General features: G+C 61.4%; 16 protein-coding genes. 4 read left to right on the top strand and 12 right to left on the bottom strand.

What is annotated here, in order from left to right; genetic code table 11:
* Positions 1-56: 56 nt before the first annotated feature.
* From GVN17_RS18810 to GVN17_RS18775, 8 genes are all read right to left on the bottom strand, one after another.
* Complete coding sequence (locus GVN17_RS18810) at positions 57-650, bottom strand: nucleotidyltransferase family protein (RefSeq protein ID WP_166596757.1); 594 nt, start codon at positions 648-650, stop codon at positions 57-59.
* An 83-nt stretch (positions 651-733) separates the two neighbouring features.
* Positions 734-1,753: a UDP-N-acetylmuramate dehydrogenase gene (gene murB / locus GVN17_RS18805; protein WP_166596756.1), complete on the bottom strand. Its 1,020-nt coding sequence runs from the start codon at positions 1,751-1,753 to the stop codon at positions 734-736.
* Between the two features lie 37 nt (positions 1,754-1,790).
* Positions 1,791-2,555: a 3-deoxy-manno-octulosonate cytidylyltransferase gene (gene kdsB, locus GVN17_RS18800; RefSeq protein ID WP_166596755.1), complete on the bottom strand. Its 765-nt coding sequence runs from the start codon at positions 2,553-2,555 to the stop codon at positions 1,791-1,793.
* Entirely contained in the window at positions 2,552-2,737 is a 186-nt protein-coding gene (locus GVN17_RS18795) for a Trm112 family protein (RefSeq protein WP_003174668.1), read from the bottom strand. The genes kdsB and GVN17_RS18795 overlap by 4 nt, the downstream gene beginning before the upstream one ends.
* 17 nt (positions 2,738-2,754) lie before the next feature.
* Entirely contained in the window at positions 2,755-3,750 is a 996-nt protein-coding gene (lpxK, locus tag GVN17_RS18790; protein WP_166596754.1) for a tetraacyldisaccharide 4'-kinase, read from the bottom strand.
* Positions 3,750-4,181, bottom strand: coding sequence for a biopolymer transporter ExbD (locus tag GVN17_RS18785; RefSeq protein ID WP_166596753.1), 432 nt, complete (start codon positions 4,179-4,181; stop codon positions 3,750-3,752). The genes lpxK and GVN17_RS18785 overlap by 1 nt, the downstream gene beginning before the upstream one ends.
* The gene (locus GVN17_RS18780; protein WP_166596752.1) at positions 4,178-4,852 is read right to left on the bottom strand and encodes a MotA/TolQ/ExbB proton channel family protein; all 675 of its coding nucleotides are present in this window, start codon (positions 4,850-4,852) and stop codon (positions 4,178-4,180) included. Before GVN17_RS18780 ends, GVN17_RS18785 begins: the two co-directional genes overlap by 4 nt.
* Before the next feature lie 93 nt (positions 4,853-4,945).
* A complete protein-coding gene (locus GVN17_RS18775) occupies positions 4,946-7,162 on the bottom strand; it encodes a DNA internalization-related competence protein ComEC/Rec2 (RefSeq protein ID WP_166596751.1) in 2,217 nt (738 codons plus the stop codon).
* Positions 7,163-7,317: 155 nt separating this feature from the next.
* On the opposite strand from GVN17_RS18775, the gene GVN17_RS18770 reads away from it, so the two are divergent.
* Positions 7,318-7,833: a DUF2062 domain-containing protein gene (locus GVN17_RS18770; protein ID WP_166596750.1), complete on the top strand. Its 516-nt coding sequence runs from the start codon at positions 7,318-7,320 to the stop codon at positions 7,831-7,833.
* 142 nt (positions 7,834-7,975) lie between these two features.
* Here GVN17_RS18770 and GVN17_RS18765 read toward each other — a convergent pair whose 3' ends face one another.
* From GVN17_RS18765 to GVN17_RS18755, 3 genes are all read right to left on the bottom strand, one after another.
* A complete protein-coding gene (locus GVN17_RS18765) occupies positions 7,976-8,755 on the bottom strand; it encodes an ABC transporter permease (RefSeq protein WP_166596749.1) in 780 nt (259 codons plus the stop codon).
* Positions 8,752-9,684 (bottom strand): ABC transporter ATP-binding protein, encoded by a 933-nt coding sequence (locus GVN17_RS18760; protein WP_166596748.1) that lies wholly within the window; start codon positions 9,682-9,684, stop codon positions 8,752-8,754. The genes GVN17_RS18765 and GVN17_RS18760 overlap by 4 nt, the downstream gene beginning before the upstream one ends.
* Positions 9,685-9,883: 199 nt before the next feature.
* Positions 9,884-10,507 (bottom strand): glutathione S-transferase family protein, encoded by a 624-nt coding sequence (locus tag GVN17_RS18755; protein WP_166596747.1) that lies wholly within the window; start codon positions 10,505-10,507, stop codon positions 9,884-9,886.
* A gap of 296 nt (positions 10,508-10,803) precedes the next feature.
* Between GVN17_RS18755 and GVN17_RS18750 the strand changes: the two genes are divergently transcribed.
* The 3 genes from GVN17_RS18750 (at position 10,804) to GVN17_RS18740 (ending at position 14,200) form a co-directional block, all read left to right on the top strand.
* The gene (locus tag GVN17_RS18750) at positions 10,804-13,248 is read left to right on the top strand and encodes an acyl-CoA dehydrogenase (protein WP_166596746.1); all 2,445 of its coding nucleotides are present in this window, start codon (positions 10,804-10,806) and stop codon (positions 13,246-13,248) included.
* 227 nt (positions 13,249-13,475) lie between these two features.
* Positions 13,476-13,679: a hypothetical protein gene (locus GVN17_RS18745; protein WP_166596745.1), complete on the top strand. Its 204-nt coding sequence runs from the start codon at positions 13,476-13,478 to the stop codon at positions 13,677-13,679.
* A gap of 110 nt (positions 13,680-13,789) precedes the next feature.
* Positions 13,790-14,200 (top strand): PA2817 family protein, encoded by a 411-nt coding sequence (locus tag GVN17_RS18740; protein ID WP_166596744.1) that lies wholly within the window; start codon positions 13,790-13,792, stop codon positions 14,198-14,200.
* Between the two features lie 154 nt (positions 14,201-14,354).
* Here the strand turns inward: GVN17_RS18740 and GVN17_RS18735 are convergent, their stop codons facing one another.
* Complete coding sequence (locus GVN17_RS18735; protein WP_166596743.1) at positions 14,355-15,371, bottom strand: ABC transporter substrate-binding protein; 1,017 nt, start codon at positions 15,369-15,371, stop codon at positions 14,355-14,357.
* Between the last annotated feature and the right edge of the window lie 60 nt (positions 15,372-15,431).

Genomic DNA, 15,431 nt, shown 5'->3' with positions numbered 1-15,431 from the left:
GAATGCACAGGAACACGTTTGTCCGCGATGGCGAGCCGTGCCGCCACAGGGCGGTATTACCCTTTGAAAACCAGTGCCGAGGGTACGTCGATATCCCACAACACGCCGGGATCAGTGACCACAACCTCATTCACCTTCGCGGCTTTGAACAACCGCTTCGCCCCCTTCTCCCCCGCCAACCCCGTCAGCGATGACGCAAACCCGCGGCCGAACCCCACCGGGTGCCCGAATTGCCCTTGATAGACAGGCACACTGATCATGTCGGGCTGCAACGAGTCAGCCACACGTTTGAGGGTATCCGGATGAATGAACGGCATGTCGCCGAGCACGATAAGCCAGCCGCGATGATCGGGCTCTGCTGACACTGCAGCCGCGATGCTGTCGCCCATGCCGGGGGATTCCAGCACCACGACTTCGCCGCCGTGGCGCAAACCCAACTCCGCCACGCAGGAATATTGAGGACGGGTCAGCAGAACGATTTTGTCGACTACCCCGCTCAAATTTGAGAGCACATGCTCGATCACGCAACGCTCAACACCGTCGCGCCCCATGCACTGGGCCAGAAGCTTATTGCGATGGGCACCCGCCACCTCCCGATAGCGGGAACCCTGACCGGCAGCAAGGACAATGGCGCACAGGGTTTCACTCATGCTCAGCCTCTGATCAGGGATGATTCTGTAATGCGGGGTGCAAGGGCCACGCCAGAACGGCCGGCCCTTTTTACAACGGTGCTTCAGTACATGTTAGGTTCCATTTCCAGCGACACCCCAAACCGTTCAAGAATATCGGCCTGAATGCGTTGCGCCAGGTGCAGAATATCCAGACCCGTCGCCGCACCATGGTTGACCAGCACTAGCGATTGCAAGGCATGCACGCCTGCGTCCCCCTCGCGAAACCCTTTCCACCCAGCCTGTTCAATCAGCCACCCTGCCGCCAGTTTGACCTGACCGTCAGCCTGTGGATAAGCCACCAGGCCAGGATGCGTTTCGCGAATGCGTGCCGCCAGCTCGGCGGATACCAAAGGGTTCTTGAAGAAGCTGCCCGCGTTGCCGAGGGTTGCAGGGTCTGGCAGCTTCTCGCTGCGAATCGCGCTGATGGCTCGGCTGACGTGGATCGGCGTCGGGTTGGCGATGCCCTGCTCTTGCAAGCGCTGGCGCACCGGGCCGTAGTCCAGGTGCAGGCGAGCGGCGAAGCTGAGGCGGAAGCGCACCCGCAGGATCAGCCAACGGCCGACCTGATGCTTGAAAACGCTGTCGCGGTAGCCAAACGCACACTCCGACAGAGAAAACTCGCAGGTTTCGCCGATTTCGCGATCCATGGCCACGAGGCTGTCGAAGACGTCTTTGAGCTCAACGCCATAGGCGCCGATGTTCTGCATGGGAGCTGCGCCGACGGTGCCAGGGATCAGACTGAGGTTTTCCAGCCCCGCCAGCCCTTGGGCCAGAGTCTCTTGCACGAAGGGGTGCCAAGGCTCCCCCGCTTCAGCCTCGACCGTCGCGCCGTCGCAATTTTCATGGGTGATGCGAATACCCCGAGTGGCCACGCGCAAGACCAGTGCATTGATATCGCCGGTCAGCAGCAGGTTGCTGCCGCCACCGATGACCAACAGTTCGACCTTGTGTTCTTTCGCATACGCCAGCGCTTCACGGATGTCAGCGTCGGAGTGGGCCTCGACGAACAGCCGGGCCTTGACGTCAACGCCGAAGGTGTTGAACGGCTTGAGCGACACATTGGATTGAATCAGCAAACCCATGAACGCACCTGCTCCTCATGACGGCGACTCATCACCCTCAACCCTCCAGCAAGCGCCGTACGCGCTCCAGATCTTCGGCGGTGTCAACGCCGGCTGGCGGTGCTTCCAGCGCATCGGCCACATGAATCCGCACGCCATGCCACAAGGCACGCAGTTGTTCGAGGTTTTCGGTGTTTTCCAGCCAGCACGGGCCCCAGCTCACGAAGTCGTGAAGGAAACCGGCGCGATAAGCGTAGATGCCGATATGACGGCGGAACGGCACGCCCTCGGGCAGCGCGTCGCGGGTTTTGGCCAGTGCGTCCCGGGCCCAGGGCAGCGGTGCGCGGCTGAACGTCAGGGCCAGGCCGTTGATGTCCGAACTGACCTTGACCACGTTGGTGTTGAACAAGGCAGTCACGTCGTCGATGGGTTCTGCAAGCGTCGACATGCGGGCTTCGGGGTGCGACGCCAGATTGTCCGCGACCTGGTCGATCACCGCCGGGGGGATCATCGGTTCGTCGCCCTGCACGTTGACCACGATCGCGTCATTGGCCAACCCCAAGAGCGAGGCGACCTCGGCCAGACGGTCGGTGCCGGAATTGTGGTCATCGCGGGTCATCAACACTTCAGCGCCGAACGCTTCACAGGCTTCGACGATGCGCTGATCGTCCGTGGCCACCACGACACGCTGAGCACTGCTTTTACGCGCTTGTTCCCAGACGTGCTGGATCATCGGCTTGCCCGCGATGGTTTTCAGCGGCTTGCCGGGAAAACGGCTGGAGCTGTAACGCGCAGGGATGACAACGGTGAACGCTGCAGTCATTTGTCCAGACGCTCGTCAGTGGTCAGGGTGCGCGCTTCGCTTTCCAGCATCACCGGGATGCCGTCGCGGATCGGGTAGGCCAGACCGGCGCCTTTGCTGATCAGCTCGGTTTTGTCGGCGCTGAGCTTGAGCGGACCCTTGCAGATCGGGCAAGCGAGGATGTCGAGCAATTTGGTGTCCATAAGAAATCCTGAGCGAGTCATGGCAAAAGCCGGGTTAACTGCGTATCGAACCAACTGACGAAGGCCGGGGAAGGCACGGCTTCCACGGCCAGGTACCACCAGTCGGGCACCGCGAAGGAAGCACACTTCACGGCGTCTTTCTCGGTCATGACCAGTGGCAGGGCTGGCGTGAATGCCAAGGCCTCTGCGCTGAACTCGGCATGATCGGCGAATGCATGGGGAACCGGCCGCCAGTGTAGTCCTTCGAGGGTGTTGAAGAAACGTTGCGGGTTGCCGATGCCGGCGACGGCGTGCATGGGCTGACCGGGGGCGAAATGATCGACCGGATGGGCGTCACCGGTCTTGAGGTTGACCAAAGCGGTGGGCTTCAAGGTAAAGGCGTAGCCGTCGTCACGGTCTACAAGCGCACCGTTGTACAGCAGCGCGTCGACGCTTTGCAGCCGCTCGACCGGCTCACGCAACGGGCCCGCAGGCAGGCACCGGCGATTGCCCAGGCCCCGTGCAGCGTCGATCAGTACCAGTTCGAGGCTCCGAGCGAGGCGGTAATGCTGGAGGCCGTCGTCGGACAGAATCAGGTCGAGGGGTTCGTCCGCCAGCAATGCACGCACGGCCTGCGAGCGGTCCGGGTCGATCATCAACGGCACGCCGGTGCGTTTGACGATCAGCAGCGGCTCGTCACCGGCCTGCGCAGCGTCTTGCTCGGTACGAACCCGCCATGGAAAGCTCGGCGGTTTGGCGCCATAGCCGCGACTGACCACGCCCACGCGCAGCCCGCGCTGGCGACAGTGTTCGATCATCCACAGGATCAGCGGCGTCTTGCCGGTGCCACCCACAGTGATGTTGCCGACGACAATGACAGGCACTGGCGCGGTGTAGATGTCACCCTCGCCTGCCACGAAACGCGCACGCTTGCCGTTGACCACGCGCCGATACAAGGCTTCCAGCGGTCGCAGTAGCGTCAGGGCCGGATGGCCCTTGTACCACGCGTCAAGCAAGCGGTCGGTCAATGCCATCAGTTAGCCGATGCGGCCTCGACAGTGGTCATGCGCAAATGAGCGAAACCCAGCTTGCCCGCCGCGTCCATGGCCGTGATGACCGCCTGGTGCGGGGTTTTGCCATCGGCGCTGATGGACAACGGCAGGCTGGTGTCGCCACCGGATTCCTTCTGTAACGCGTCGATCAGCGTGTCCAGCTTGCTGTCGGCCAGCAGGGTGTTGTTCACCGAATAGACGCCGTCGGCGTTGATGGTGATGTCCACGTGCTTTTTATCCACATCGTCCGCCGAGGCGCCGGTGACGGCTTGGGGCAGGTCCACGCGTAATTGGGTCTCGCGGGTAAACGTGGTGGTGACCACGAAGAACAGCAACAGGATGAACACCACGTCGATCAGCGACACCAGGTTGATGTCGATGGTCTCCCGGGGTTTGCGGCGACGGAATTTCACTTCTTGCGGCCCTCGCCACGAGCGGCGGCCTTGAGGTCAGGCTTGGCATCGGTCAGGTCAACGTCGCGGTCGCCCTGCACCACTTCCACCAATTTGATGGCTTCCTGTTCCATGCCGACCACCAGTTCGTCCACACGGCTTTGCAGGTAGCGGTGGAAGAAGATCGTCGGAATCGCGACGGTCAGGCCGGACGCGGTGCAGATCAACGCCTTGGCGATACCACCCGCGAGCATGCCCGCGTTTCCGGTCATGCCGGTGCTGGTGAACGAGCTGAAAATGTCGATCATGCCGAGCACGGTGCCCAACAGACCCAGCAGTGGCGCCATGGCGGCGATGGTGCCGAGGGTGGCCAAGTAGCGTTCGAGTTCGTGAATGACCCGAGCGGCGGCCTCCTCGATGCACTCTTTCATGATCTCGCGACCGTGACGGGAGTTGGCCAGGCCTGCGGCGAGGATTTCACCCAGCGGCGAATCGGCGCGCAGCTCCTTGAGCTTTTCGCTGCTCAGCTGTTTGTCCTGGATCCAGCGCCATACCTGACCGAGCAGATGCGGTGGCGTGATGCGGCTGGCGCGCAAGGTCCAAAGACGCTCAATGATGATTCCGACGGCGGCAATGGAACTCAAAATGATCGGTAGCATCATCCAGCCACCAGATTTGACCAGCTCCCACACAGCGACCACCCCCTGAAAAAAAGTGGCGCTACTCTAACATACGGTCGGCACATCGCATCGCTGACTGATCCTGTCCGATGAATAACCGGCTGATCACTCTCGCCAGAAACGTCGGACAGCCCGCTCGAAGTCCACCTCGCCGAAGGTCCCCAATTGCAGCGTCAGAGCCCCACGTTCCGCACTGTCATGGGTGTCGATCTTCAGCCAGCGGTAGCGCGACATCACCAACGGATGAGGATGGCCGAACGCGTTGTTGCGGCCTCGGGAAATCAGCACACCGCGAGGCGAAACCGCCTGCAGAAAGCGTTTCGACGAAGACGTGCGGCTGCCGTGATGAGGCGCTTGCAGCCAGTCGGCGCGAACGTCGAAACCGTGCTCCAGCATGGCGCGCTCGGCAGGGACGTCGATGTCACCGGTCAACAACAGCCGCTCGCCGTTCGCTTCGACGCTCAGGACGCAAGAACCCTGGTTGCCCTCCCCGGCCTGTTCCCAGATCCAGGTGGCAAAGGTCACGTTGTCCCACGTCCAGCGCTCACCGTTCTGACAGCGCTCGACGGACAATTCGGGAGGCATGCGTTCGATGTCGCCGCCCAGCACCCTCGACACCGGAATGGCTTGATGAATGGCGGGCGCCCCACCCGCGTGATCGGCGTCGGCGTGGCTGAGGAGTATCAGGTCCAACTCGGTGATCCCGGCACGGCGAATGGCCGGAAGGACCACACGCTGACCGATGTCGAACTCGCCAAACCGTGGCCCGGCGTCATACAGCAGCGCATGGTTTTGCGTGCGCAGCAGGATCGCCAGGCCTTGCCCGACGTCCAGTTGCGTCACTTCGACTTCGCCCAACGGGACGCTTTTCTGCGGTGCGAACACGCACAGCAGCAACATCGGCCAACCCAGCGGGCGCAACGGCACGCCATTGGGCAGCAACAGCAGCAACGCGCCCAACAGACTGAAGGGCCAGACCCAGATCGGCACGGCAGGACCGGTCCAAGCGGGTATGAGGTCGGCCATCGGGCTGAGCACCCGGAAGAGCCCCTCCATCGCGCCGCCCGCCAGCCAGAGCAAGCGCTCGCCAATCGGCGGAATCACCAGCAGAAACGTGCCGAACAGTGCCAAGGGCAGGATCAAAACACTGACCCACGGGACCGCGACCAGATTGACCAGCGGCCCGCTCAGGCTGACCGGCAGGTTCAGCGCCAGCAGCACCGGCAGCAGACCGAGCGCGATCAGCCACTGGGCGCGAGACCAACTGCGCAGCCAGTGCCAGGCGCCGAGGCGTCCACCGAAGATCAGGAGGAGAATGCCGACCGCCGTGAACGACAGCCAGAAACCGGGGCGCAGACTGATCAGCGGCTCGGCGATCAACACGCCGTTGAGCGCGATCAGCATTGGCCAGACCACGCCGAGATGCCGAAACCGCAGGCGCCACAGCAGGACGAGTCCGAGCATGATGCAGGCCCGCTGCACCGGCACATCGAACCCGGCGAGAAAGCCGTAAATCAACGCACCACTCAAAGCGAGCGCGCAGGCTGAGGGCAACCAAGGGATGAACCGTGGCCACAGCCCCCAACGTGCAAGGCCCGCCACCAGACCGTAAAGCAATCCCGCCAGAAGCCCGATGTGAGTACCCGAGATCACCAGCAGGTGCACGGTGCCTGTGTCTTGCAGCACCTGCCACTGTGCCGCGCTGAGGCCCGAATCGTCCCCCAACACCAGCGCCGCGAGACCGCCCTCATGCCCTTGGGCATCGACTGCCATCAGACGCTGACGAATGCGATCCCGCCAGGGTTCTGCCGTGGCCATGATCAACTCGCCGTCAACCACCGTGCCCGTCGCTCCGATACGCTGGGCCAACAGCCAGGCCTCGTAGTCGAACGCGCCGGGGTTGGCCAGACCGCCGGGGCGTTTGAGTTTGACCGCCAACCGCCAGCGCTCGCCGCTGCGCACTTCGGCACCGCCGTACCAGGCGACGCGCATGCGATCCGGCAATCGAGTGCGCCGTGAAACAGGGTCTTCGAGCTGAAAACCCACCACGCCGTCGGCGCTCTGAGGCAAACCGACAACAGTGCCTTCGAGCCACAACGTCTGGCCGTCGAGCCGCTCGGGCAATCGATCGTCCAAGGCGGATTGCGCGGAAACGCTGGCCCACGTCAGTCCAAACAGAAAAAAAGCCAACGGGTAGGTGCGAAACGGCAACAGCATCAGCGCGAACACCGGCATCGCCAGCATCAACCAGACCGGCGGTAATGCCGGTAAAAAACGCAGGACCAACAGTCCCAGTGCAAGCGCCACCATCCCTGTGCGCATGAGGCTTTCCCCTGTCGACCGATGAAATTCACCTTCATGACTTAGCGCACAGGGGGAAGCGCGCTTTTATTAATTGTCACAATGTCTGAATTTTCATGCGTCACTATCCATGCATACTGGCCCGAATTTCTCGGCCAAGCCCCCGGATTTCCTGTATGCCACGCCACCTGATCAAGCGGTACATGCCCGATCCGAACAGCATCCGGGAACATAAATCCTTACGCTTTCTCGGCACCCTCCTTCATGACCCCAACCTCTGGCACCTCAATCGGCATTCCGTGGCGAGGGCGATGGGGATTGGTTTGTTTGCGGCGTTGATGCCGATGCCGTTGCAGATGCTGTTGGCGGCGTTTTTGGCAATCTGGCTACGCGCGAACATGCCGATTGCGGTGAGCCTGTGCTGGCTGACCAACCCGCTGACGATGCCGCCGGTGTTCTATGTCACCTACAAGATCGGCGCTCTGTTGCTGGGGCTGCCGCCGAGGCACTTTCCGGACGAGATGAGCTGGGACTGGATCAGCGGGCAGCTCACGACGCTGTGGCAACCGTTTCTGTTGGGATCGCTCGTGGCGGGCGTGGTGCTGGGGCTGGTGGGGTATTTCGGGACGATGGGGTATTGGCGGTGGTGGGTGGGACGGCAGTGGAAGCGGCGCGGGGCCAGGCGCGGATAATGCGGGCGGCGCAGAATCTGTGGGAGCGAAGTCATTCGCGAAAGGGCGATACATTCAATACATCCGTGTCGAATGTACCGCCGCATCGCGAATGAATTCGCTCCCACAGGTAAGCCCGCTGGCAGGCAGAGCTGCCGAAGGGTTACTGCCGCATACCGCGCCCGCTCACCAGCAGGCGTGCGCAGCCGAGGTACAGGACGATGGTCGCCACGACCATGAACGCCAGCGCAACGCTGATCTTGATGTCCGATACACCGAGAATCCCGAAGCGGAAGGCGTTAACCATGTGCAGCACAGGGTTGGCGAGCGACACGGTCTGCCAGAACGGCGGCAGCAGATTGATCGAATAGAACACTCCGCCCAGATAGGTCAGCGGCGTCAGCACGAACGTCGGGATGATCGAGATGTCATCGAAGTTGCGCGCAAACACCGCGTTGATGAAGCCCAACAACGAGAAGATCGTCGCCGTCAGCACCACCACAATGATGGTCACGCCCAGGTGATGCACCTGCAGGTCGGTGAAGAACATCGAGAGGATCGTGACGATCACGCCCACCATCAACCCGCGCAACATACCGCCGAGGGTGTAGCCGATCAGAATGGTGTGCGGCGAGACCGGCGACACCATCAGCTCTTCCACCGAGCGCTGGAATTTCGCGCCGAAGAAGCTCGACACCACGTTGCCGTAGGAGTTGGTGATCACCGACATCATGATCAGGCCCGGCACGATGTATTGCATGTAGGTGAAGCCGCCCATGTCGCCGATCTGTCGACCGATCAGGTTGCCGAAGATCACGAAGTACAGAACCATGGTGATCGCTGGCGGCAGCAGGGTTTGCGGCCAGATCCGCATGAAACGGCGGACCTCGCGGTACACGATGGTGTTCATGGCGATCAGGTTGGGGCGCAGCTCTGAACTCATACCGCCACCTTCGACAGATTTTTCTCGACCAGGCCCACGAACAGCTCCTCAAGGCGGTTGGTTTTATTGCGCAGGCTCAGCACCTGAACGTTTTGCAGCGCCAGTTGACCGAACAGCGCAGTGATGCCGACGGTTTTATCCACCTGCACTTCCAGCGTGCGTTCATCCACCAGCCGCGACGGATAGCCCGCCAGCTGCGGTGCTACGGCCATCGGGTCTTTGAGGTCCAGCAGGAACGTCTCGGCATGCAACGTATTGAGCAGGGTTTTCATCCCGGTGTTTTCGATGATGGTGCCGTGATCGATGATGCCGATGTTGCGGCACAGCTGCTCAGCCTCTTCCAGGTAGTGCGTGGTGAGGATGATGGTGATGCCCTTCTCGTTCAGCTCGGTGAGAAAGGTCCACATCGAACGGCGCAGCTCGATGTCCACGCCCGCGGTCGGCTCGTCGAGAATCAGCAGGCGCGGTTCGTGAATCAGCGCGCGGGCGATCATCAGGCGACGCTTCATGCCGCCGGACAATGAACGCGACGGCACGTTGCGCTTGTCCCACAGCCCTAATTGGGTCAGGTACTGCTCGGCGCGTTCCTTGGCGATCTTCGGCGGGATGCCGTAGTAACCGGCCTGGGTCACGACGATGTCGAAAGTCTTCTCGAACTGGTTGAAGTTGAATTCCTGAGGCACCACGCCGATCGAGCGCTTGAGCTGCGCTGGATTGCGATCCAGGTCGTGGCCGAAGATGTTCACCGTGCCCGTGGTCTTGTTGACCAGGGTCGAGATGATTCCGATGGTGGTGGATTTGCCGGCACCGTTAGGGCCGAGCAATGCGAAGAAATCACCCTCGGCGACGTCCAGATCGATACCCTTGAGGGCCTGGAAACCGTTGCCGTAGGTCTTGGTTAGCTGCCGGATGGACAGAGCTGAACTCATGACTGAAAACACACCAATAAAAGGAAAGAAAAGGAAAAGACGATGACAAAAGCCTGGCTGTCGGATCGTTCCGGGCCACTGATACTGCGTAGCCGAAACAATCCGTTGCAAAGTGGAACGAGCGTCAATGTTGCTTGCCCACGCCGCGCAAGTACAGCGAGATCTATTGATAGTCGTTATTAATCTAACGCGGTAACGCTCACGTCAGCGCTGTCATCACAGCCTTACGGAACGCGGGGCGCTGCTGCAAACGCTCGTACCAGGCTTTGAGGTGAGGCAGCTCTGCGCGTTCAATCGGCATTTCGAACCAGGCATAAATAAAGCTGCCCAGCGGAATGTCGCCCATACCAAACGCGTCGCCCGACAACCAGGGCTGGTGAGCGAGGGTTTCATCGACAATGCGCAGCAGGCCTTCGACGGTGCCTTTCGCAAGGTTGATCTGCATCCAGTCCTGTTGATCGGCGGGCGTGCGCAACACACCCCAGAACACGGTGCGGAATGGCCCGGCGAACGTCGACGTGGTCCAGTCCATCCATTTGTCCGCTTGGGCGCGGGCTTTGGGATCACTGGGGTGCAGCGCTGAATCCGGGGCGTATTGCGCGGTCAGGTACCGAACGATGGCGTTGGATTCCCACAGCACAAAGTCACCGTCTTCGATCATGGGCACCACGCCGTTGGGGTTCTTCGCCAGGTAGTCCGGCTGATCATTGAGGCCGAACGCGCCGCCCGCACTGATCGCCTCGTACGCCAGCCCCAGTTCTTCCGCGGCCCACAGGGCTTTGCGGACGTTGGAGGAATTCTTCCGGCCCCAGATTTTCAGCATGGTTGTTGTTCTCCTGAGTGCTAAGTGGGTGACGTTAGTGGCATATGCCTGCGGGCCGCCAGTCTAAACCATCGGGCGGGGTGGGACGTTGATTTGGCTTTACCCCCCGGTACAGAGTCCGAAATCCAGACCAGGGAAATGGCCCCGCCAAGGGGGTATTCGAGCCACACCCTCACGCGCATCGGCCATGGCTCGAACTCCCCCGACGGCGCGGGGTCACTATCGATGCGCGGGCCAGAGCGGCTGCCCGTGATGTCGATGGCGCCCGTTTGCGCCGTCATTTCGGAGGGATTCTTATGCTGTTGTTGTGGATCGTGGTGCTGGTGATCGGCGTGGCCTGGCTGGCCCATCGGCGTGTCGCCCCCTTCCCCGCCCTGGGTATCGTGGCGATTTATCTGCTGGTGATGGGATCGTTCAGCCATGCCCACGGCTGGATGATCATTCCATGGCTGCTGTGGCTGGCCGTCGCAGTGCCCTTGGCCCTGCCTGACCTGCGCCGCCAATACTTCAGCGCGCCGATGTTCGCCTGGTTTCAGAAAGTGCTGCCACCGATGTCGGAAACCGAACGCGATGCCATCGACGCGGGCACAGTCTGGTGGGACGGCGAATTGTTCAGCGGCCGTCCCAATTGGGACACGCTGCTGGCGTACCCGAAAAGCCAGCTGACCGAAGAAGAGCAGGCGTTCATCGACGGTCCCACCAACGAACTCTGCGCCATGGTCACTGACTGGGAAATCGGTCAGGCGATGGACCTGCCACCTGAAGCCTGGGCCCACATCAAAGAACACGGCTTCTTTGCGCTGATCATCCCCAAGGAATACGGCGGCAAAGGCTTCTCGGCGTACGCCCACTCACAAGTCGCGATGAAACTGGCGACCCGCAGCGGCGACCTGGCGTCCACCGTCATGGTCCCCAACTCCCTCGGCCCGGCCGAACTGCTGTTGCATTACGGCACCGACGAACAACGTAACCATTACCTGCCGCGTCTGGCCCGGGGCGATGACATCCCTTGCTTTGCGCTGACCGGCCCGTTGGCGGGTTCCGACGCGGGTGCGATGCCCGATACCGGCATTATCTGCAAGGGCCAGTGGCAGGGCGAAGAAGTCATCGGCCTGCGCCTGAACTGGGAAAAACGCTACATCACCCTCGGCCCCGTCGCGACCTTGCTCGGCTTGGCGTTCAAGGCGTTCGACCCTGAACACCTGCTCGGCGAAGAAGAGGATCTGGGCATCAGCCTGGCGTTGATCCCCACCGACACTCCGGGCGTGGAAATCGGTCGTCGCCACTTGCCGCTGGGCGCTGCCTTCATGAACGGCCCCAATTCAGGCAAGGACGTGTTCATCCCGCTTGAATACCTCATTGGCGGTCAAGACATGCTCGGCAAAGGCTGGATGATGCTGATGAATTGCCTGTCTGTGGGCCGTTCGATTTCCCTGCCTGCGGTCGGCACCGGTGCCGCGAAATACACCAGCCTGGTCACCGGCCAATACACGCAGATCCGCGAGCAGTTCAACGTGCCCCTCGCCGCTTTTGAGGGTATTCAGGAAGCCCTGGCGCGCATCGGCGGCAACGCATGGCTGATGGACAGCGCGCGGATGCTGACGGCCAACGCCGTGGACTTGGGTGAGAAACCGTCGGTGTTGTCGGCGATCCTCAAATACCACCTGACCGAACGCGGTCGCGAGTGCATTACCCACGCCATGGACGTGCACGGCGGCAAGGGCATCATCATGGGCCCGAACAATTACCTGGGCCGGTCGTGGCAAGGCGCGCCGATCTTCATCACCGTGGAGGGCGCGAACATTCTGTCGCGCAACCTGATGATCTTCGGCCAGGGCGCCATTCGCTGCCATCCGTTCGTGCTGAAGGAAATGGCCCTCGCCGGACGTGAGGATCATGATCAAGCGGTGAAGGAATTCGACGGCCTGTTGATGCAACACATCGGCTTCGCCGTGCGCAACGCGGCCAGCACGCTGGTGCTTAATCTGGGTGTCGGCCATTTCGAAAGCATGCCGGGCGATCGCTTGAGTCAGGGCTATTTCCGCGCCCTCAATCGCCAGGCGGCTGCATTCGCGATGTTGGCCGACCTGAGCATGATGCTGCTGGGCGGCGAACTGAAACGCCGGGAGCGGCTGTCGGCGCGACTCGGCGACGTGCTCAGCCACATGTACTTGGCTTCGGCGGCCCTCAAGCGCTACCACGATCTGGATTACCCGGAAGCGCTGGCGCCCCTGTTTCGCTGGTCGATGGAAGAGGCGTTGGGCGAATCGGAGCGTGCGCTGGACGAACTGCTGAGCAACTTCCCGAACCGGATTCTGGGCGCATTGTTGCGCGTGATCGTGTTCCCGTTCGGGCGCCGTCATAAAGGCCCATCGGACGTGCTGGATGCGGAAGTCGCGGAGATTATCGGGCGCGCCAAAGGCGATCCGGCGCTGGAATCGGTGCTCGCCGGTTGTTATCGCCCGACTTCGGAGAGTGATCCAGTGGGGGCGCTGCAACATGCGGCGGACCTGCTGACTGGCGCGAAATCGCTGCATGGCAAACTGCATCACGGCCTCAAGAGCGGGCAGGTGAAACCGGCGGGCGGTGAGCATGCGATCGATGCGGCACTGAACGCGGGCGTGTTGCAACCGGCAGAAGCCGAGAAGTTGCGGGCGGCGGAAGCGGCGCGCAGAAAGGTCATTGATGTGGATGATTTTGATAAGGAAGAACTGAAGGCTTCCGAAGGAAAAATCCGCTAACCCCGGATGAGCCCTCCCCTGTAGGAGTGAGCTTGCTCGCGATGCTGTTTGTCAGGCTCCATTAGTGGAGCTGACCCACCGTCATCGCGAGCAAGCTCACTCTTACAGCTCATCCTTAGCAGGCAGGCCCCATTCCAAATCATCTAATCCACCGCTCTAGCCTGCATATCTTCAATCCCTGTCCTACACTCCCCGGTAACAACAAGAAAACACCAAGGGGACGCATCATGATCGACCATCGCATGACTCATCGCTGCCTGCTTGCTGAAATCGCCTCGGGGGAGGACCTTCACAGCGGCAAACCCACCCAGACCCTGCAAACCCTTCTGCTCATCGGCTTCGTCACGCGCCAACCCAGCCCTGATCACACCTACGCCCATCTGGCCTTGACCGAGGCCGGGCATCGCTATCTCGCCGGTTTATGGCATTGAGGTAACCCCACCTTTACGCGTCGACCACTGACCACCAGTCCTCCGGGGTATCGGTCACGGGTTCGGGGAACTATACTCCCGCGCCTGTTTTTGTCTCTGAGGACTTCATCATGGCCGACGCCAATCTCGACCGCACTCTCAACCTGCTGACGCACCTGCGCGGCATTCTGGTCGCGCTCGGTGAAGCCGAACAAGTGCCCGAAGAAAGTCATGCACTGTTCATCGAACGCTATGACGAATTGCTCGGCCTGCTGCCGGTTGAGCCGATCGAAAGCCAATACCTGGGCCAAGACCTGCTGTGCCAGGTGATCCAGCGCTACCCGCAAATCGCCCATCTGGTGCCTCGCGACCTGCTCTGGTACTTCGGCGGCGACTGCCTGCACTTCATGCCCGACGACGAAATCGACCTGTACACCGCGCTGGAAGAACGCCGTTTCGAGGCCGAGGAGAACGAAGAACCGTTCGACTGGGATCAGGAAAAGCAACTGCTGGCGATGGGGCAGGAAGGGTCGCGGCACTGATCTGAGTGTTGGGTCGGCGCTGCTCTTTCAGGAAACGCCGATCTTTACTGTGAGCGAATTCATTCGCGAGAGGCCGGTACATCCGATGGAAATGCATCGTCTGGAAAACCGATTCGCAAATGAATTCGCTCCTACAGAGCTGAGCATCGAACACCTATTTCAGCAAGACGCCATGGGCATTCGGAAACACCTCCCGGTCCACCAGCCCTGACACTTGCACCGCCTGCGGAAAGATCTTCTTCGCAACGAACAGATCATCGACGCCCTGCAGGGCCGTCACATCCGACGCCTCCACCGGCTGCAACGACTCGACGCCCCAACTCTGCAAACGCTGCGACACCGGCAACGGCACATTGTTGGCGGTCGAGAACACCTGCGCATACTGCTCAGGATTCGCCTTGGCCCATTCGAACGCCTTGGCCAGTCGCTGGAGCACATCATTGAGGGCCTGGCGCTTCACCTTGTCCGCCAGCGCCTTATCCGACGCGGTGATAAACGTCAGTCCGGTGTTGATACCCTCCCCGCTCAGCAACAGCCGCGCACCGTTTTCTTCCGCGAAGGCCTGATAGATGCCGAACGTCGCCCACGCGTCGATCTTGCCCGCATGAAAGGCCGACAACGCGTCGGTGGGCATCACGAACCCGATGTTCACGTCCGATTCCTTGACCCCGGCGTTTTCAAGCGCACGAATCAGCAAGTATTGAGAAATGCTGCCCCGCGCCGATGAAATCGACACGCTGCGACCTTTCAGGTCGGCCACGGTTTTAATGTCCGAATCCGGCGGAACCAGAATCCCGATGCTACGCGATTGGCCTCGACGCACGGCGACGATGCGCAGTGGCGTACCCCCTGTTGCGGCGGCCAGCACGGGCGTGTCGCCAGCGGGTGCGAGGTCCACGGCCCCGGCGCGCAAGGCTTCGAACAGCGGCGCGGCGCCCTGGAAGTTGGCCCATTCCACTTGATACGGAACGCCGTCGAACGCCTTCGACGCCTCGACCACGGTGCGCAGCCCCTTGGCCTGATCCCCCAGAATCAGTTTGACCTTCGACCAATCCACCGCATCCGACACCGCCGCCGGTTTGTTTCCTCCGTCACCACATCCCGCCAGCACGGCACACGACAACAATAACGCGAGCCCTCGACGGCCCAGACTCCAGCGGTTAAACACCATTGAACGACATCCTTGCACGGCAGCTTCAAAAGAAAGCGGACCCAATAAGTCCGCCCGATA

The organism is Pseudomonas sp. SLFW, assembly GCF_009905615.1.
Classification (GTDB): domain Bacteria; phylum Pseudomonadota; class Gammaproteobacteria; order Pseudomonadales; family Pseudomonadaceae; genus Aquipseudomonas; species Aquipseudomonas bambusae.
This window is presented reverse-complemented; position numbering and strand designations above follow the sequence as displayed.